This is a genomic window from Streptomyces sp. O3, from assembly GCF_054788135.1.
Map to the genome: position 1 here is coordinate 1 of NZ_JBTVYK010000036.1, position 18,332 is coordinate 18,332.

Here is an 18,332-nt window from a genome sequence, read left to right on the forward strand (position 1 = left end):
CGCGATCCCCGCGTCCCGGCACGCCCGGGCCACCCGAACAGCGATTTCGCCACGGTTGGCGATGAGCACCTTGCGCATGTCAGGACGCCCGAGCCGGCGTCGGCGGCCCGTCGGCCTGGCTGAACCGGTCGACTCCGGTCTGGAGCGGGCCGAGCGACCCGTCGAAGAAGATCAGGGGGTCCTCGCCGTGCCGGTGGCCCAACTCCACCACTTCACCGATCACGATGTCGTGGTCACCGGCCGCGTGCACGTCGACGGTGGTGCAGCTGATGTGGGCCAGGGCCTCGCTGAGCACCGGCAGTCCGTCCGCGGTGAAGTGGTGCGGGACCCCCTCGAACACATCGGACCGCTTTTCGGCGAAGTGGCGAGCCAGCGGCTGCTGACGCCCGGACAGGAAGTTCACGGTGAAGCCGCCGCTCTCCCGCAGCAAGTCGTGCAGCCGGGACTGCTTGTGCAGGCAGAACAGCACCAGCGGGGGTTCCAGCGAGACCGAGGTGAAGGAGTTGACGGTGGTGCCTTCCGCTCGGCCGCTCGGCCCGGTGGAGACCACGGTGACACCGGTCGTGAACAGGCCGCACACGCGGCGCAGGCTCAACGGCTCAACGGGCTGTCGCTCAAGAGTGCGGGTCAGCGACCGCGCTGCTGGAGACATGCTCATCCCTTTCCTGGGAGTGTCGTGGTGTGCCGCGCGGGTCAGAGGAGCTTGCGGACCTTGGAACCGGCCTTGACGATGCCGAGCAGGAACTCCCGGCCGACGCTGTTCATCTCCGTCGGAGCCTGCACCGACGCCCAGTACAGGAAGCGGGCCATCGTCGTCACCGACGGGTAGATGAAGCGCTGCTTCTCGTCCTTCCAGCCGAAGGCCGGGTTCACGGTGGGCGAGTCGCGCAGGGTCTGGAAGATGATGTCGGCGGCCTCGTCACCGGTCAGCGCGCCCGCCTCGTACTTCTCGCAGGCCTCCGCGGTGGTGTCCAGGATCTGCTTGAAGGAGTCGCTCTGGGGCCACCACAGACCCGGATACGGGACCCGCTCCAGCTCGTCGAAGTGCTCCCTGCGGCCGTCGCGGGCGTAGGCGAGGCGGGCCTTGCTCAGCCGCATGGTGCCGGGGGTGATGAAGGAGCCCCACACCCGGAACACCGCGTTCCACAGGCGGAAGTGAGAGAAGGCGATGAAGGAGCTGTTGACCAGCTCGTCGTTGTACTGGAGCAGCCCCTGCTCCAGGCGCTCGACGTACTCGAAGCGCTCGGCGGAGAAGTCGCCGTCCTTCAGGGCCCCGAGCAGCCGGGAGGTCAGCGCGTCCACCACCTCGAAGGTGTTGGACAGGCCGCGGGAGTACAGCGCGTCGATGAAACCGGCCGCGTGCGACATCAGGCACCAGCGGTCGCCGATGGTCTGCTTCGACGAGTACTGGAGCCGGTCGGTGGACACCCACTCGCGCACCCGCTGCGCCCCGGCGAACTGGCGCTTGACGGCCGGGTACTTGTCGAGGAAGAGCTGGAACTCCTGCTCCGGGGTGAGGTCCTTGGGCTTGGGGTAGGTGCGCTCGTCGACGGTCAGGCCGACGCTGCACAGCGGGTTGCGGGACTTGTCGTGGTTGTCGAACGGGATGATCCAGAACCAGCCGCGCTCGATCATGTGGTGCAGGGTGCCGGTGTGCCAGTCGGCCGGCGGGCGCAGGTCCTTGGGGTGGCCGCTCACGTCGTCGAACCGCTTGATGCCGACGTAGTGCGTGAACATCGCGCGGCTGTGGTGCTTGAAGCGGGCCGGCTTCTCGCGCAGGTCGAACTTGTCGGCGAGCGGCGAGCGGACGCCGGAGGCGTCCACCAGGTACTTCGCCCGGTACTGTTCGGCCTCGGCGCCCGGTGCGGCGCTCTTGCCGGTGACGGTCACGCCGTCGTCGTCGAAGTCGACCTCGCTCGCGCGCCAGTTCTGCCGGGGCACACAGCCGTACTTGATCGCCACATGGAACATGAACGAGTCGCTGTCCTGGCGGTGCATATGGCTGTTCTGGTGGAAGATCTTGGGCAGCGCCAGCTGGGTGGCGGCCCGCGGGTCGGGCTCCTGGCCCACTTCGTGCTTGATGAAGCCGAAGTGCGCCTTGGTGCCGAAGGTCGGGCCGATGTCGCGGGTGGACGCCTGGACGCTGGCGAGGCTCTTCAGCTCGGGGATGTCGTGACGCTCGGAGAGGATGTGGATCCACTCCACGAGCTGGGGGGTCATGGACTCGCCGACAGCGAAGCGCGGGTGGGCGGCCGCGTCCACCAGCAGAACCCGCGCACCGTTCCTGGCCAGGATCGTGCCGGTCACGGAACCGGCCAGGCCCGACCCCAGGATGATGACGTCGAAGGTCATCTCCTCGGGTATGTGCGCCGATTCCGTCGCGCCTTCGGTCATCTTCGTGACCATGAGCTGTCTCCTTCTTCGGGGCGGAATTACCGCATAAAAAAGGCCCCCCATTCACAGAATGGAGAGCCGCAGAAAAAGGCGTGAGGCAACCGCTGAGTTAAGCGTGACAGGTTTCAGTCAGCGGGTCAACCCCTGGCCGGATTAGTCGACTTGGCGTCCCGGTGATTGCGCTTTCGGGGCGCGTCTCAGTCAGTGTGCGTGGATTGAAGGAACTTCAGCAGCAGCGCCCGCAGTTCGTCCTCGCCTCCGGGGCCGAGCATGGCCGCCACGTCGCTGGCGAGTTCCTCGACGGCCGCGGTGACGACAGCGAGTTTCTCCCGGCCCTGCTCGGTCACCTCCAGGGCGTACCGGCGCCGGTCGCGCGGGTCGCGGCCCCGGCGTACGAGCCCGAGCTTGACCAGTTCGTCGACGAGCTGCGAGACGGCCGGCCCGGTGACGGCGAGGAACTCCGCGAGCCGCTGCTGTGAACAGGGGCCGGAGGCGACGAGCGCGGCCAGGGGGCCGTAGTGGCGGATGCGCAGGCCGGTGCCGGCGAGTTTGTCGTCGCCGTGGCGGCGCAGCCTCAGATGGGCCTGCGCCACCAGATACGCGGTCCCCCGCACCAGTGCCTGCGCCGACTCGGGCAGCAACCGGGCTAGCAGCTCGTCGAGCCGCGCGACCTCCGCGCGGGTGAGTGCGGCCGTCAGCCGCGCGTCACGCTCGGCGACGGCCCGGCGCCGGTCCTTGAGGGCGGCGCGGCCCCGGTCGGTCAGGGAGAGCACATACTGGCGCCGGTTGTCGGGGTTACGGGTGCGCTCGACCTCGCCGCAGCCCTCCAGGCGGTCGATGACCTGGACCATGATGGTGCGGTTGATGCCGAGACGCTCGGCGAGGGCGAGCTGGGACACCCAGTCCTGGCCGCTGAGGGCGTCGAGGACGAGGAAGTCCCGAGAGTCGGTGTCGGTGCCGTCGGCGCTGTCGGAGGCGGCGGAGAACTGGGCGTAGACCCGGCGCAGCAGGTAACTGATATAGCCCGTGAGCAAATCCGGAAGCGCTCCGGGGACCTCAGCGGTCTCCTCGGTCCTCGTCACGGGAACCATCGGATTGACCTGACTCACCGGATCCTCAACCTCGTTATGTGCAAGCCGCACAACAGCACCTCCTGGCCGAGTATAAGTGCGGTGCACCCGCCGTCCCCTCGGGTGCACCGCGGTCTGGAATCCTCAGCGGGCGCTGTCTCGCCGGACCAGTTCCAGTATCGACCGGACACCGGCCGCCTGGCTGCCGGCCTCGAAGACGCCGGTCAGCCTGAGGCCCGCCCGGCCCGCGAGGCGGGCGAGGTCGTCGACGCCGCGTTCCATCCCGGCGAAGTAGGCGAGCATCCTCAGGTCCATGGCCGTCTCGGGTTTCTCGCCGGTCTCCTCGATGACCAGGATCCGGCCGCCGTCCGCGACGGCGTCGGCGCAGCGGTCCAGGATGCGCAGGGCGTCGTCGTCGGACCAGTTGTGCAGGACGGACGAGAGGATGTAGCCCCCGCCGTCGGCGGGCAGGGCGTCGAAGAAGCTGCCGTCTACGACTCCGGCCCGGTCGGCCACGCCGAGCTCCCGGAAGCGGGCCGCCGCGCCGCCGTCGGTGGCCTTGAGGTCGACGACCGTGCCGCGCAGTTCAGGGTGGGCCGTGAGCAGCCCGCCGAGCAGGACGCCGCTGCCGCCGCCGAGGTCGTAGACGTGGCCCAGCGCGGACCAGTCGTACGCGGCGGCGATCGAGGGCACGTCCCGCGCGAGGTTGTCGGCCATGATCGCGTCGAAGGACGCGGCCAGCGCCCGGTCGGAGGACAGGTCCTCCCAGTACGGCAGGCCGTAGCGTACGGGGTGGGCGGGCTCGCCGGTGCGCACGACGTGGGCCAGCTCGACGAGGCTGAGGTCGCCGCGGCCGAGAGCTCCCTTGAGGTCGACGAGCCGGTGCTGGCCGCCGGGGTGGTCGGTACGCAGCTGCTCCCCGAGGCCGGTCAGCCCGTACATCCCGCCGTCGGCGGTGAGGACGCCGACGGTGACCAGGTGTTGCAGGACCCGCTCCAGCGCCCCGGCGTGCAGCTGCTCGGCTCGGGCGATGTCCTCGGCGGTGACGCGGCCGACCGCGATGTGGTCGGCGACCCGGAAGGTGGCGGCGACGCGCACGGCCATGGGCGTCACGAGGTCGGCTAGCTCCCACAGTGCGAGCGAACGATTTCCCGTGCTTACGGTCGACATACGGATATCCGTTCCCTTATTGGCCTGCTCTTGGTCTGCTTTTTGGGGCCTGCTCTGGTTGGCGCGTCTTTCCGGGCTTGCTGCGGGTGGGGGGTGTGCCGACGGCCCCGCCGCGGGGGATGAGGCGGGGCCGTCGGGGTGTGTCACAGCGCGACGGGGGGCTGTGTCCCGTCCTGCTGCGGCTGGGGCGCCGACTTCGGCGCGGTCATCAGCGCCGTCACCAGGCCCAGCAGGTAGAGGCCGCCACCGATCAGGAAGCCGTACGAGTAGCCGGTGGTCAGCGCGTCGGACGTGCCGGGGTCGGACGCGTTCTGCGTGATCACGGTCGCCGCCGCGGCCAGCGTGGCGAGACCGATCGCGCCACCGATCTGCTGGGCGGTGTTGATCAGGCCGGACGCGGCGCCGGTCTCCTGCGGTGCGACCCCGCGGACGCTGACGACGGTGACGGTCACGAAGACCATGCCGAGGCCGAGACCGGAGACCAGCTGCGCGGGCAGCAGCGCCACCCAGGGGTTCTGGCCCGGCTCCAGCATGCTGAACCAGAGCATGCCGAGGATGCCGACGGCCAGGCCGCCGGAGATCACCGTGCGCTCGGGCAGCCGGGCCAGCAGCTGCGGGCCGATGGCGCCGGCCGCGAGCAGCATGCCCACCGCGTACGGCAGGTAGGCGACGCCGGTGATCATCGGGTCGTAGCCCTTGACCACCTGCATGTAGAGGGTCAGGAAGTAGAAGGTGGCGAGCATGCCCGCGCCGACCAGGAACATCACCAGGTTGGCGCCGACGCGGCTCTTGTCGGCCAGGACGCCGCGGGGGATCATCGGCGCCTGCGCGGTGCGCTGGATGGCCACGAAGGCGATCAGCAGGACCAGCGCGACACCGAGGGAGATCAGCGTGTCGGTGCTGCCGAAGCCCTCCTCGCCGGCGCGCGTGATGCCGTAGACCAGGGCTCCGAAGCCGAAGGTGGCGGCGAGGGCGCCCGGCACGTCGACCTTGCCGCGGTCACGGCCGCCCTCGACGAGGACCGTGGTGCCGAGCAGGACGGCGAGGGCGATCGGGATGTTGACGAACATGACCCAGCGCCAGTTCAGGTACTCGGTCAGCGCGCCGCCGAGCAGCAGACCGGCGACCGAGCCGAGACCGCCCATCGCGCCGTACACGCCGAGCGCCTTGTTGCGGGCCGGGCCCGCGGGGAAGGTGGTGGCCAGCAGGGACAGCGCGGTCGGCGCGGCGATGGCGGCGCCCAGGCCCTGCAGCAGCCGGGCGGCGATCAGCAGTCCGCCGCTGGTGGCCAGACCGCCGAGCAGGGAGGCGGCGGCGAAGACGACCAGGCCGATCCGGAAGACCCGTCGGCGGCCGAACAGGTCACCGGCGCGGCCGCCGGCGAGGAGCAGTCCGCCGAAGGCCAGGGCGTAGGCGGTGACGACCCAGCCGAGGCTGGCCTCGCTCAGGCCGAGGGCGCTCCGCATGCTCGGCAGGGCCACCGCCACGATCGTGTTGTCCAGGACGAGCATCAGCTGCGCCGCGGCGATGACCAGCAGCGCGAGGCCGAGCTTGGCGTCCTTCTCTGGCGGCGCCGCGGACCGGGGGACGGCCTGGGTGCGATCTTGCAGCGACATGAGCTCTCTCCGATGTCTCTGGGTTACGGGGGGCGGTACGAGAGGTGTCTTGGGCGCGGCAGGCGGAGGCGCTCCCAGACGCGGGGGTCTGGGCCCTGAGCCCTGAGCCCTGAGCCCTGAGCCCAGGTCTGAACCCTGGGCCCTGGGGCCTGGGCCCTGGGTCAGCGGGCGGCGGATCCGGCCTTGGCGCCCCAGAGGTCCAGCGCCTCGTAGGCGGCGCGCCACTCGGTCTCGTAGGCGCTCTTCAGCGCGTCGGGGATGTTGCGGAGGATTCCGGCGAGCTTGGCGACGTCCATGTCGTCGAGCAGCCAGGGCAGATAGCGGCGGGAGTCGTCACCGACGCGGGTGCGCTGTTCGAGGCCGAAGGCGGCCCACTCCTCCGCGGTCATGGTGAGGTCCATCAGCTGCAGCGCGTCGCGCTCCTCGTGGTCGAGGTGGCCGTTGAGCTTGGCGTGCAGGGCGTCGGTCAGGCCGCCGAGGCGCTCCAGGCCGGATTCCCGGTCGGCGAGAGCCGCGTCGATGTCGGCGAGCAGCGGGTCGATGACCGCGTGCTCGGCTTCCATCGCGTCCAGGAGAGCCAGCTCGTCGGGCCGCCCGGCCAGCGCCCGCTGCATCACCGGCCACACGGTGACGTCCTCGGACGTGTGGTGGATCGTCAGGAACTTCTTGAACAGCTCCCAGCCGACCGCCGTGCTCAGCACATGCCGGGGGTCCTCGTCGACCCGGACCGTGACCCGTGCGATCCGCTCCAGCTCCCGCCGCAGGGCGCCGTGGATCGCGAACATCATCGTCATGTCGTGGTTCTTGAACTCCTGGCTCATCACTGTCTCCCTCAGCGCCTCACTGCTGCGTCGCCGTCATCACGAGAGTATCGGCAACTTGCTTATCTATCAATACACCAACTAACAACTATCCAACCATCAAGCCGCCAATAAATAGCCGGAAGAGCTCCAGGGGAGAGTTCGGGCAGCTCAGGGCGGCGGGTGCCCGAGGCGGCTGACAGCCGGTCAGGAGGTGTACGGGCGTGTCGTCTTCGCCTCACGCAGCGCGCGAGCCCACCACAGCAGCTGGTCGAGCATGACCTTGGCCGCGGATTCGGCTCCCTCGGCGTCGGCCGGGAACCGGCCCTCGACGTCGTACTGTTCGTTGATCCGGGGGAAGGTGACGATGTCCTTCATGCCCACACAGTGGAACTCGGCGAAGATCTGCCGCAGATGCTCGATCGCGCGCACTCCGCCGGCCGTGCCGAGCCCGTAGCCGACGAAGCCGACGGGCTTGGCCTGCCACTCGGGCTGGAAGCTGTCGATCAGGGTCTTCAGCGGGCCGGGCACACTGCGGTTGTACTCCGGTACGACCACGACATAGGCCTCGGCCCCGGTCAGTCGCGGCCGCAGCGCCGCGGCCGTCGGATCGTTCGCGTCGAGACTCGCCGGCAGCGGGTGCCCGGCCACGTCGACGACGTCGAGCACCAGGTCGTCGCGGCGCGCGGCCACCCGCGCGAACCAGCCCGCGACGTCCGGCGCGAGCCGTCCGTCGCGGGCCGACCCGATGAGCAGCGTGACCCGCACCGGGCGCACCGTCAGGCCGGGCGCGGTCATCGCCGTACCGCCGTACTCGGCGCGGTCACCGGCGTCAGCGCCAGGAACTCGCCGGCCTCGACCCGAGACAGGATGCGGCGGGTCAGGGCCGGCATCTTCGTGGTGCCGTCGTCGGTGAAGACCACCGGGTTGACGACCTGGATGCGCCGCCCCCTGGTGGTGATCTCGCATCCGCCCGCCGCCCGTACGTTCTTGACCCAGTCGGAGCCGGGTCCGTACGGCAGGGTGATGACGATGTCCTCGCCGCGCCGGAACAGCTTGACCGGCGTGGCGAACTCGCGCCCCGACTTGCGGCCGCGGTGATGCACCTTCCCGAATCCGGGCAGTCGGCTGAACAGCGGACCCACCAGACGGTTGGCGAACTTGCGGTTGAAGCGCGCCACTTTCCTGTCGATCGGCACGGATCCTCCCTCCCTTTGAGTAGTCGGTCGCCCGCTGGACACCGGACGGGCGCCGGTCCGCTCCCTGGCGGCCGGCGCCCGTCCGGGGTCCGGGGCTTCGGTCAGGCGGCCGGCTTGCGCGCCTCGGGGCCGCCGCCCGCGCCGGCAGGGGTCAGCGGCCCGGTCGGCTTGCCGCCGGACTTCAGGAAGCGCTCCAGGGAGAAGTTGTCGACGATGCCCCAGCGCTCGGCGATCCGGTCGCCCTCGAAGCGGAACCAGATGATCGCCTGGTGCTGCACCTGAAGGCCGGTCGCCGGGATGCCGATGAACGGGCCGGTGTGCTTGCCGTGCATCACCCAGCGGATCGCGGCCTTGTCGCCCATCGAGATGAAGTCGAGGATCTCGTAGCGGATGTCGCTGAACGCGGACTGCTGGATCTTGATGGTGTGCTTGAACGCCTCCGGACCGCGCATGGAGTCGTCGTGACTGCCGTTGTTGCGGAAGTCCGCGGTCAGATAGCGGTCGGCGGCCGTGAGGTCGCCGAGGTCGAGGCCCTCGTGGAAGACCCTCTCGATGACGTCCCGCTGCTGCTCGGGGGTGAGCGTGGTAGGCATGCGTCCGTTCTCCTTCGTCGCTCTGATGTCAGTGCTGTCGCTGGGTCGCTGAGGTGTCGGCTAAGGCGCTGGCGTCCGCGGAGGCGCTGGTGTCGGCGGAGGCGTTTCCGCGTGTGTCGAGCGTCGTGGCGTCGACCTCGGTCACGCCCTTGGGCACGGCTCCCGTGGTCCACACGATGCCGAGCCGCACCCGGTCGAAGCGCCAGCCGTCCCGCGTGCGCCGGGCCGCGCCGGTGAACCGCCCGCCGAGCTGGAAGTACTCGGAGGGGCTCGGCGGCACGGGCGAGCCGTGGTGCACATGGGAGGCGATCAGGCTCCAGCTGAGCCCGGCCCGGTCGCCGTCGGAACCGAGGTCGACCGAGGTATCGGAGCCGTGGTGGTGCGTACGGCCCCAGCGCGCCATGATCTCGCTGGTGAAGCCGCCGACGCCGGTGATGCCGTGGTGGCTGCCCACCGGGAAGGTCATCTCGACGTCCTCGGTGAACAGGGACGTGGCCCAGGTCTCGTCGAAGACGCCCTCGTCGAGGCTGGCCAGGTAACGTCCGACGAGCTTCTCCAGCTCGACGAGATCGGTCAGCCGGGCGACCTCGGCGGCCAGAGCGGCCGGATCCGTCGCCTGCGGCCGTGTCATGACACCCTGCGCGCTTCGGTCGTGGCGCCCGTCGCGTAGATCACGCCGTCGTCCACGCCGTACACGACGGCCTTGCCCTCGCCCGTGAGCATGTCGCCGTCGCGGCGCGCGGCGATGTCGATCTGTATGTAGGCGGCCCGGTGGCCGGTGGGGCTGATCTGGGTGACGTCGAGGTTGAAGTCCTCACGCAGGGAGAACTGCAGTTCCGTGTCGCTGAGCACGGTCCAGGACCCGGCGCCGGTGCTCTTTCGGGTCGTGACCGAGAGCGAACCGTCCGGCTCGAAGGCGACCGTGTAGTCGTCCACCTCTCCGTCGTGGGTGACCGTACCGGTCCAGCGACCGACGGGCGTCCAGGTTGAAACAGGCATCGACACACTTCCTCTGGTAGGAGGGAAACAAGAAATCCGCGCCCAGACCGACCGACCGGCCGACCGACGCGGATGCGGATGCGGATGCGGATGCGGATGTCGCGGCGGGGCGGGGCAGGGCGTGGAGCCGCCCGAGAGAGCCGCTCGGGGCGGCCGTCAGTTCTTGACGGCGACGGCGGCGAAGCCGGCCGTGTCCTCCCGGTTGGTCTGGTAGTCCGCGTCGGCGGCCCGCTCCTCGTCGGTCTCCCACTCGTTGACGGACACCACGCCGGGCGCGAGCACCGTCCAGCCCTCGGTGTCCACGAACCGCGTGACCTCCGCGCGGGACCGCGAGGCGAGGTCGACCCGCAGGTTCGTGTACAGCTCGTCGACCGCGGCCCGCACCGCCCCGGAGACGTAGTCGGGGCTGGAGTGGGTGAGGATCAGGAGGCTGCCGGGGGCCAGCGCCTCCTTGTAGCGCTCGACCGTGCCGTACGGGTCCTCGGCGTCGACGACGAAGTGCAGCAGCGCGCCGAGCACGACCGCCACCGGCTGGGAGAGGTCGAGCAGCTCCTTGGTCTCGGGGGCCGAGAGGACGGCCTCGGGGTCGCGGAAGTCCGCGTCGACGTACGCCGTGCGGCCGTCCGGGGCCGGGCCCAGGAGCCTGCGGGCGATGTCGCCCACGACCGGGTCGTTGTCGACGTAGACGACCTTGGCGGCGGACGCGACCTCGTGGGTGGCGTCGACGGCCGGGATGCCGCTGCCGATGTCCAGGAACTGGCCTATGCCGCGCCGGGTGGCGGTGCGCACCGCCCGGTTGAGGAAGCGCCGGTTGGCGCGCGCCCCCAACGGGCCGCCGGGCAGCAGCTTCACGATGCCGTCCGCCGCGGCGCGGTCCACCGGGAGGTTCTCGGAACCTCCCAGGAAGTAGTCCATGATGCGCGCGGCGTGCGGAATCTGGTCGGGGGTCTTGGTCTCGGGCATGTCCACACATCCTTGGTGACGGGTTGGAACGGTTCTCACACCGCGGCCGGGCCGCGGCCGGGCGGTTGTTCGGGTGCGCCCGCCCCCGCGCCCTTTCGGCGCGGTCGGCTCAGGTGCTTCATCGCCGGCCTCTCCACCAGCGTGTACAGCGCGTACGCGAGTACGGTGGTGATCACCCAGGCGAGCAGGCACAGCCCCACCGCCTCGGCGAAGCCGTAACCGGCCTGCGCGCCCAGGTACTTGCTGCCGCCGATCAGCACGATGGCCTGCAGGAGATAGAAGGCGAACGACACCTCGCCGAGCCATCTCATCGCCCGGCCCCGGAACGGCGAGCGCCGTCCGCGCACGTCGGCGACCGCGGCGGCCGGGATCAGCAGGCCGAGCGGGATCGCCCACACCGCGGAAAGGGCGTACAGGTACGGCACGTTGAGCGCCACGGCATACGCGGCGCCGCACAGCAGCACCGCCTGCCACAGCCGCACGCCGACCCACCGGTCGGTCAGCACGATCCGGGCGAGCAGCATGCCGAGCACGAACTCCAGCATCCGCACCGGCGGCAGCTGGTACACGAACCAGTTCTGCACCTCGCTGACCTGCCAGCCGGGGATGCGCACCTCACCGGGCAGGACGGCGTACGCGAACGCCGGTACGGCCACGATGGCGCCCGCGAAGGCGACCGTCCACGCCCACAGCCGGGCCGCGGAGATCGCCTGCACGGCGCGGTGCAGCAGCGGGAAGCACAGGTAGAACAGCAGCTCGCAACCGAGCGACCAGCTTGGGGCGTTGATGCTGAACGACACCGCCGGGTCCCAGGACCAGGTCTGCACGAGGAACAGGTTGGGCAGCCAGTGCTCCCAGGAGGCGGTGGCCCCGGCGGCGAACACCAGTAGCGCGACCACCAGGGTGACCAGGTGGTTCGGGAACAGCTTGACCAGGCGGCGGCGCATGAACAGGCCGGAGGTGTCCGTGGGGCGGGCGGACCAGGTCAGGATGAATCCGCTGAGGATGAAGAAGAACGACACCCCGAGCCCGCCCGCGATCCCGAACAGCCGGGCCGCGTCGTGCGCGGTCTGCCCGCTGAAGGGACTGAGCTGAGGGCTGGTGACGTGGTACAGGAACACCGCCATGGCCGCGTAGAAGCGGAGTCCCGTCAGCGACGGCAGTCCGGCTGACGTCGGCGCCCGCCTGGTCCGGGCGGGCGCCGACGCTTGGGCATCGCGTATGGAGAGCGTCATGGATCTCTCTTTCGTACGGCACGAACGACACGGAGCCACGGGCACGGCACACCACCGCGCGGCAGGCCGGACGGGCCTGCCGCGCGGTGTCTTCGGGAAACCGGTGGAGTCGGGAAACCGGTGGAGTCGGGAAACCGGTGGAGTCGGGCACAGCGCCCGCCCGGGTCCGGGACACGGATCCGGGAGGAGTCCGGCGGACTTCGGGAAGCTCGGGGGCGCGTCGTCCATGGGGGCCACCGGCCGAAGGGGCGGGTGGATCTGGGCATGGAGGTGCCGCGGAAAAAGTGTGACACCTTCCCCACGCGGCGTCAACTCCCCTTTGATTTAAGGGAGTTGACGACGAAGCCCCCCGTGGCCAGGGGCCTCGGGGGGCTTCGTCGGACCGGATCCCCGCACGGATCCGGGTGTGTTCCGCAGTGGTTTCGGAGTGCGTGTCACTCGGGTTCGCTCTGGCGGGCCAGCACGAACAGTTCGTCGAGGTCGTACTCGGCCCGCTGCGGGCCGCCATAGCGTGTGATCTTGCCGCGGCTCGCCCACTTGCGGATGGTGGCCTGGGAGACCCCCATCGCCAGGGCGGCCAGCTCCGTCGGCACCGTCCGCCGCTTCACCGGTCCCGCGGTCGGTCCCACGGTCGGTCCCGCGACCGGCCCCACGGTCGGCCCCTTCGGCCCGGTCATACCGCCGCTCCTTGACGCATACGACTCGCCACCAGCAGCCACTGCCGCGGCGGCAGAGCGTGCCCAGAGTCGCAGGAGACATGGCTGGGCACCCCGTCACCGCCCGCCGACAGCACGCCGCGCAGCGTTCCCGCACACCCCGGCCGCGTACAGGGCCCGAGCGGGAACCCGCGCGTCGGCCCCGGTCCGAGCAGTCTGCCAAGCTCGGTGAGCAGTTCGGTGAGCTCCTCGTCGAAGTCCACACCCGCGGGATGTCCGGCCAGCCACGGCAGTTGCCGCCGCAGGAACCGCACCAGGGCGTCCACCCCGCGCTCCTTTGGACGGGACCCGCCGCCCCGCTCGTCCACGACGAGCCGCGCCCACAGCGCCAGCACCCCGGCCACTCGGCCCCGCAGCGCCATGGCCTGTTCGTCGAGCACGATGCCCACGGAGCCCCGGCTGCCGCTGACCCGCTCACGCAACACCGGCGGCGCGGGGGCCAGCGCCTGGTCGCTCTCCTCGTACAGGTCGAGCAGCGTGCGCAGTTCACCCCCCATCCGGTCCACGCACACGGCGCAGATCCGGCCACAGCGCCGCGCGCAGTCCCTGGCCCTGTGGTCGTTCGTGAGTCGCTGAAGCTGATTCATTCCCATCCCCCGAGCCGCTGGCCCTTTCGACGAATGCCTCCAGTCTCACGGGGGCCGGGAGCCGCTTCAACGCACGTCGGTTCAGGGTTCCCACAATCATCCGCAACTGTGTCAACGGACTGCCAGATCTATGTCAAGTCGCGCACCCGCCGGGCCGCGCGGCCCTCTCCGCAGACACATCTGTATGTTTCACGGTCAGCCAAGCCCTTCCCCCGATGCAGCTGCTTTCGGACAATCGACCGCAAAATCCAGGCCTTTAAGCCGCACAAAGATCGAGTAGAGGGAGTCCGCACCGGTACACCTCAGAGAAACAGGCTAAGCTGTATGATCATTTGACCGTAGTGGCCGACGTCTGCAGCTATCCGCGTGCCGGGCATGAATGGGAAGAGAAGGCAGGTGTGACCTTGATGCAGGCACGATCCGAGCAGACGCGTCAGGCTCTCGTCCATGCCACCGCCGAGCTGATCGCGGACGGCCGGCCCGCCGATGCGGGGCTGGTGAGCATCTGCCGTCGGGCCGGGGTCAGCCGTGGGGCGCTGTACCACCACTTCTCCTCCACCTCGGCGCTGGCCGCCGCCGTATACGAGCAGGCCCGCCTCCAGGTCGAGGCCCTGACTGACGAGGCGTTCGCGGGCCCCACGACGGACGCGCCGGAGCGCTTCCTGTTCGCACTCGGCGAGGCCCTGCGCACCGAGAAGATCGTGCGGGCGGGCATGCAGCTGGCCGCGGACGGCTCAGCCGGGCCGCCGCGGCTGCGTGACGACCTGCTGACGGTCATCCACGAGCGAGTGACCGGGATGCTGAAGGAAGCCGGGGACCGGGCGGAGGATCTGGCCGACCTGGCCGTGGTGGTGGCCGCGGGCATCGAGACGCTGGGCCACACGGATCGCGACTGGTGGAACGGCGAGGCCTCGCACCGCCTGTGGCGACTGCTGCGCCCCCTGTTCGGCCAGGACGACCACCCCGCCGACCGCCCCTAGGTCCTGCCTCCCCTAGGTCCTGCCTCCCCGGTGCGCCGTCAGTCCGTCGGGAGTGTCGTGCGCAAGCGGCTGATCAGACCCGGCGTGGCGACGCCCGGCAGGAGGAACCTCCAGAAGACGCCGACCCGTTCGGGCAGGTCCTCGCGGTTGCTGTGGGCCTGGGACATGATCTGCAGGCCGGTGAAGGAGCCGACGATGGTCGACGCGACCTCGTGCACGTCCACCCCCGGCAGGATCTCGTCCCGCTTCTCGGCCTCCAGCAGCACGGCGAGGATGGTCTCGGTGGACTGCTCGTAGGCGGTCCGCGGCGAGGAGTTGAAGGACGTCTGCTCGGTGGTCAGGCGCACGCTGGCGCGCAGCACGGGGTCGCTCTGGAGGCGCTGGGAGAATTCCAGCGTGAGGTCGATCGCGGACTGCAGCTTCACCGGCCGGTCCGGCACTTCCAGGGCCTCGGCGTGCGCCTGCACCAGGGCCTGGGCGATGGCCTCCTTGGACGGGAAGTGATGGTAGAGAGAGCCGCGGGTGAGCCCGGTGCAGGCCAGGATGTCGTTGGTGCTGGCGACGTCGTAGCCGCGCTCATCGAACACATGGGCGGCGGCCTCCAGGATCGACCGCCGCGATCGCTTGCCGCGTTCCTGCTGAGCCATGCCAGATCCTTATGTTCGCTCACAGAAGTCAACAGACTTGTCTGTATAGTAACGCGCATCGGGGCCATGGGACATGACACACACAGGGTGGCCGAGAAGGGTCCGGGCGGCGGCGAACCGAGGACCCGCCCTCGGGGTCAGCGGAGACTCTCCACCGGATGCCCGAACCGGAAGCCGACGCCCCGGACGGTGACGATCCACTCCCTGGAACCGAGCTTGCCGCGCAGGGTTCCGACATGCGTGTCCACCGTGCGGCCGCGCGTCGACCACGCGTCGTCCCACACCTGAGCCATGATCTGGCTCCGCGGAATCACCGTGCCGGGCCGCGAGGCCAGCAGGTACAGCAGGTCGAACTCCTTGCGCGTCAGGTCCAGCGGCTCCCCGTCCAGGGTGACCACCCGAGCCCCCGCGTCGATGCGCAACGCCCCGCAGGTGAGGGTCCGGGCGTCGTCCTGGTGCGCCGACTGCGAGCGCACCCGCCGCATCACCGCCTCCATTCGGGCCAGCAACTCGCGGAAGCCGTACGGTTTGACCAGGTAGTCGTCCGAGCCCGCCTGCAGGCCGAGTACGCAGTCGAGCTCCGAGCCGCGCGCGGTGACCGTGACGATCGGAGTGTCGCTGACCGCCCGGATGCCCCGGCACACCTCCAGGCCGTCCAGGTCGGGCAGGTCGAGGTCGAGCAGGATCAGGTCGGCCTCGCGGTATCCGCGCAGCGCCTGGGCGCCGGTGGTCACACCGCGGGCGGCGAAGCCCTGCCGGACCAGCCCCTGCAGGAGCGCGTCGGCGGCCCGCTGATCGTTCTCGACGACCAGGACGTTCAGGTTCCCCGCCCGAGCCGCACCGGGCGAGGGGGCCGTGTGCGGGGCCGGTGCGGCCGGGCTGTGCGAGCGGTGGCGCTGCGGCGACGGCGCCAGGAGATTCGTGTACTGCCGGTTCATCTGCTCCCCCTGAGACACCACTACGTCATCACGGACTGGGGTTCACGATGAGAAGATACCAAACAGACTTGTCTGATTGTCTATGCACCGCAAGATTCGCCACGCCCGCCCATGGCAACCCCTACCCACCCCTATCTCACTGCTGTGAGCTGCAACGGCCCCGAAATTTCGGGGCCGTTGACACCCTCGCCGCTCCACAAGAGGGGGGTCAATTCTTGACCAAGACTAGAGGAATCCTTGACCAAGAGTCGATCTTTCCGCGTCAGACCATACCGCTAGGCATGCTTCATGTGCACGATACCGACGAAAGGGGCGAGCCGAACTCCCCCGATTGGACACAGAAGTTCACATCTGGCGCAAGAAACCCCGCCCCCCCTTGCCAGACCGGACCGACCTGTCTGTATCTTGTGCGCCGGAACGTTGGCCACGGAGTGTGGGCAACAGACGACGGCTTGTTGCCACCTGCCCAGAAACCGACAGGAGCCCCGCACATGCCGCACCTCACCAGCAAGACTCCCGCCGTACAGGTCCCACGCCCCGGACTGACCACCACGGTGCCGTGCGAGTACGTCCACCGCGCGGCGGTATCGGAAGTCCTCCTCACCGGCTGGCGCCGCGAGGAGCCCACGGACCCCGGCGACTGCGACACCTTCGTCGTCAACGCCCAATGGCCGCGCGGTCACGCGTTGTTCGCTCCCCACCTCGGCTACCAGGACCCCATGCTGCTGATCGAGTCCGTCCGCCAGGTCGGCTCCCTCCTCGCCCACGCCGCGTTCGACGTTCCGTTCGGCGACCAGTTCCTGATGTCGCACATCTCCGTTGACGCCGAGCCCGAGCTGCTCGCCGCTGACCCGGTCCCCACCGACATCGAGATGCACACGGTCTGCCGGGACGTCGTCCGCCGCGGCGGCCAGCTGCGGGAGATGCGCTACGACGTCACCGTGCTGCGCCGAAACGGGGCTCGGGCCACCGCCTCCGCCACGTTCCGGTGCATGAGCCCGGATGTGTACCGGCGGCTGCGCGGCGAGCGCCCCACCACCACCGACCGCCCCACGCCGCCGCCCCTCGACCCCGCCGCCGTGGGCCACGGCAGCACCCGGCACGTCGTCCTCGGCCAGCCGGCCGCGGGGGCGCGCAACCGCTGGGAACTACGCGTCGACACCACCCACCCGACCTACTTCGACCACCCGGTCGACCACATACCCGGCATGGTCCTCCTGCAGGCCGCCCGGCAGGCCGCCCACGCCTCGACCGGGCTCCCCGACGCCCTGCTGCTCGGAGTGGAGAGCGCCTTCACGCGCTACGCCGAGTTCGACGCGCCTTGCTGGATAACGGCGGAGCCCGAACCGTACGGCTCCACGGGCGACCTGCTGGTACGCGTGCACGGCAGCCAGCAGCGGAAGACCGTCTTCACCACCGACCTCGTCGTGTGCCCCCACGTCCGCTGAACCCGACCGTCGCCAGGGAGAGTGCCGAGTGCCCCGCATCCTCATCACCGGCGCGTCCGGGTTCGTGGGAGGTCAGGTCGCCCGCGAGGCCGCGCGGCAGCGAGCCGACCTCAGACTCATGAAGCACCGCTGGGCCGTGTCCGGGCCCGGCGTCGGCGCCCGCACCGTCCGGGCCGATCTGACCGACCCCGGCACCCTGCGCGGAGTGTGCGACGGAGTCGACCTGCTGATCCACTGCGCGGCGCAGATCGGCGGCACCGCCGAGGCCAACGAAGCCGTCAACGCGCGCGGCACCGCGGCCCTGGTCGCCGAGGCCCGCCGCGCCGGAGTCCGCCGCATCGTCCAGCTCAGCACCGCCTCCGTCTACGGCCGCGGCACCTTCCGCGGCGACCGGCCCGAGGAGCTGACCCGCAATCCGGGATCCGCCACCTCCCGTACCCGTGCCGTCGCCGAGGACGCCGTCCTCTCGGCCGGCGGTGTCGTCCTGCGTCCCCATCTCGTCTACGGGGAGGGGGACGTCTGGGTGGCGCGGGGTCTGGCCCGGCTGCTGCGCGCCCTGCCGGGGGCGGTGGCGGGCTGGCTCTCCCGCATGTCGATGATCGCCGTAACGGACCTGGCCCGGCTGCTGACGGCCGTCGCGCTCGCCCCGGACTCCGCCCTCACCTCGTCCGTCTACCACGCCGCCCACCCGGTGCCGGTCACCGCGGGCCGCGCCCTGCGCGCCGTCGCCGAGTGCGCGGGGATTCCCTGGCCGCGCGGCGAGCTCACCGCCGAACGGGCCCGAGCGATCCTCACCGAGAAGGGCGTCCCGCTGTCCGTGCTCGACCTGCTGACGACGGATCACTTCTTCGAGGCCACCGCCCTGTGGTCCGACGTCCGCCAGACACCCGGCGACGGCTTCGACACCTGCTTCCGGCGCGCCGCGCCCTGGTACCGCGCGACCCTGCCGACCGCCTGACACACCGTCAGCACCGGAC

At 70.3% G+C, this 18,332-nt stretch carries 21 protein-coding genes; 3 read left to right on the forward strand and 18 right to left on the reverse strand.

Annotated features, from left to right (window positions below):
- The 16 genes from ACX6XY_RS18970 to ACX6XY_RS19045 all read right to left on the reverse strand — a co-directional run.
- Window positions 1-78, reverse strand: a 78-nt coding sequence (locus ACX6XY_RS18970) for a biotin carboxylase N-terminal domain-containing protein (RefSeq protein ID WP_308435431.1), incomplete at its 3' end; no start/stop codon positions are given.
- Window position 79: 1 nt separating this feature from the next.
- On the reverse strand, window positions 80-652 hold the full coding sequence (locus tag ACX6XY_RS18975; RefSeq protein WP_460332070.1) for a flavin reductase family protein: 573 nt from the start codon (window positions 650-652) through the stop codon (window positions 80-82).
- 41 nt (window positions 653-693) lie between these two features.
- On the reverse strand, window positions 694-2,406 hold the full coding sequence (locus ACX6XY_RS18980; RefSeq protein ID WP_460332072.1) for an NAD(P)/FAD-dependent oxidoreductase: 1,713 nt from the start codon (window positions 2,404-2,406) through the stop codon (window positions 694-696).
- 185 nt (window positions 2,407-2,591) lie between these two features.
- Window positions 2,592-3,485, reverse strand: a complete 894-nt coding sequence (locus ACX6XY_RS18985; protein ID WP_460332074.1) for a MarR family winged helix-turn-helix transcriptional regulator — start codon at window positions 3,483-3,485, stop codon at window positions 2,592-2,594.
- A gap of 123 nt (window positions 3,486-3,608) precedes the next feature.
- A complete protein-coding gene (locus tag ACX6XY_RS18990) occupies window positions 3,609-4,634 on the reverse strand; it encodes a methyltransferase (RefSeq protein WP_460332076.1) in 1,026 nt (341 codons plus the stop codon).
- 143 nt (window positions 4,635-4,777) lie between these two features.
- Window positions 4,778-6,250: an MFS transporter gene (locus tag ACX6XY_RS18995; protein WP_460332078.1), complete on the reverse strand. Its 1,473-nt coding sequence runs from the start codon at window positions 6,248-6,250 to the stop codon at window positions 4,778-4,780.
- Window positions 6,251-6,411: 161 nt separating this feature from the next.
- Window positions 6,412-7,071, reverse strand: coding sequence for a hemerythrin domain-containing protein (locus tag ACX6XY_RS19000; RefSeq protein ID WP_460332080.1), 660 nt, complete (start codon window positions 7,069-7,071; stop codon window positions 6,412-6,414).
- Between the two features lie 186 nt (window positions 7,072-7,257).
- Window positions 7,258-7,848, reverse strand: coding sequence for an NADPH-dependent FMN reductase (locus tag ACX6XY_RS19005; RefSeq protein WP_460332082.1), 591 nt, complete (start codon window positions 7,846-7,848; stop codon window positions 7,258-7,260).
- Window positions 7,845-8,249, reverse strand: coding sequence for a nitroreductase family deazaflavin-dependent oxidoreductase (locus ACX6XY_RS19010; protein ID WP_460332084.1), 405 nt, complete (start codon window positions 8,247-8,249; stop codon window positions 7,845-7,847). The genes ACX6XY_RS19005 and ACX6XY_RS19010 overlap by 4 nt, the downstream gene beginning before the upstream one ends.
- 101 nt (window positions 8,250-8,350) lie before the next feature.
- Complete coding sequence (locus ACX6XY_RS19015) at window positions 8,351-8,842, reverse strand: ester cyclase (protein WP_460332086.1); 492 nt, start codon at window positions 8,840-8,842, stop codon at window positions 8,351-8,353.
- Window positions 8,843-8,870: 28 nt separating this feature from the next.
- Window positions 8,871-9,473: a nuclear transport factor 2 family protein gene (locus tag ACX6XY_RS19020; RefSeq protein WP_460332088.1), complete on the reverse strand. Its 603-nt coding sequence runs from the start codon at window positions 9,471-9,473 to the stop codon at window positions 8,871-8,873.
- Complete coding sequence (locus ACX6XY_RS19025; protein WP_460332089.1) at window positions 9,470-9,841, reverse strand: dehydrogenase; 372 nt, start codon at window positions 9,839-9,841, stop codon at window positions 9,470-9,472. Before ACX6XY_RS19025 ends, ACX6XY_RS19020 begins: the two co-directional genes overlap by 4 nt.
- 156 nt (window positions 9,842-9,997) lie before the next feature.
- Complete coding sequence (locus tag ACX6XY_RS19030) at window positions 9,998-10,804, reverse strand: SAM-dependent methyltransferase (RefSeq protein ID WP_460332091.1); 807 nt, start codon at window positions 10,802-10,804, stop codon at window positions 9,998-10,000.
- Window positions 10,805-10,839: 35 nt separating this feature from the next.
- Window positions 10,840-12,039 (reverse strand): acyltransferase family protein, encoded by a 1,200-nt coding sequence (locus tag ACX6XY_RS19035; protein WP_460332093.1) that lies wholly within the window; start codon window positions 12,037-12,039, stop codon window positions 10,840-10,842.
- 434 nt (window positions 12,040-12,473) lie between these two features.
- Window positions 12,474-12,716 (reverse strand): MerR family transcriptional regulator, encoded by a 243-nt coding sequence (locus tag ACX6XY_RS19040; RefSeq protein ID WP_460332095.1) that lies wholly within the window; start codon window positions 12,714-12,716, stop codon window positions 12,474-12,476.
- Entirely contained in the window at window positions 12,713-13,342 is a 630-nt protein-coding gene (locus tag ACX6XY_RS19045; protein WP_460332097.1) for an OvmZ protein, read from the reverse strand. Before ACX6XY_RS19045 ends, ACX6XY_RS19040 begins: the two co-directional genes overlap by 4 nt.
- A 407-nt stretch (window positions 13,343-13,749) precedes the next feature.
- Between ACX6XY_RS19045 and ACX6XY_RS19050 the strand changes: the two genes are divergently transcribed.
- Entirely contained in the window at window positions 13,750-14,322 is a 573-nt protein-coding gene (locus ACX6XY_RS19050; protein WP_460332099.1) for a TetR family transcriptional regulator, read from the forward strand.
- A 38-nt stretch (window positions 14,323-14,360) separates the two neighbouring features.
- On the opposite strand, the gene ACX6XY_RS19055 is transcribed toward ACX6XY_RS19050, so the two are convergent.
- Window positions 14,361-14,969, reverse strand: coding sequence for a ScbR family autoregulator-binding transcription factor (locus ACX6XY_RS19055; protein WP_460332101.1), 609 nt, complete (start codon window positions 14,967-14,969; stop codon window positions 14,361-14,363).
- A 137-nt stretch (window positions 14,970-15,106) separates the two neighbouring features.
- Window positions 15,107-15,907: a response regulator transcription factor gene (locus ACX6XY_RS19060; RefSeq protein ID WP_460332103.1), complete on the reverse strand. Its 801-nt coding sequence runs from the start codon at window positions 15,905-15,907 to the stop codon at window positions 15,107-15,109.
- Between the two features lie 491 nt (window positions 15,908-16,398).
- On the opposite strand from ACX6XY_RS19060, the gene ACX6XY_RS19065 reads away from it, so the two are divergent.
- Window positions 16,399-17,355, forward strand: coding sequence for a ScbA/BarX family gamma-butyrolactone biosynthesis protein (locus tag ACX6XY_RS19065; RefSeq protein ID WP_460332105.1), 957 nt, complete (start codon window positions 16,399-16,401; stop codon window positions 17,353-17,355).
- 28 nt (window positions 17,356-17,383) lie between these two features.
- The gene (locus ACX6XY_RS19070; RefSeq protein ID WP_460332107.1) at window positions 17,384-18,313 is read left to right on the forward strand and encodes an NAD-dependent epimerase/dehydratase family protein; all 930 of its coding nucleotides are present in this window, start codon (window positions 17,384-17,386) and stop codon (window positions 18,311-18,313) included.
- Window positions 18,314-18,332: the final 19 nt, after the last annotated feature.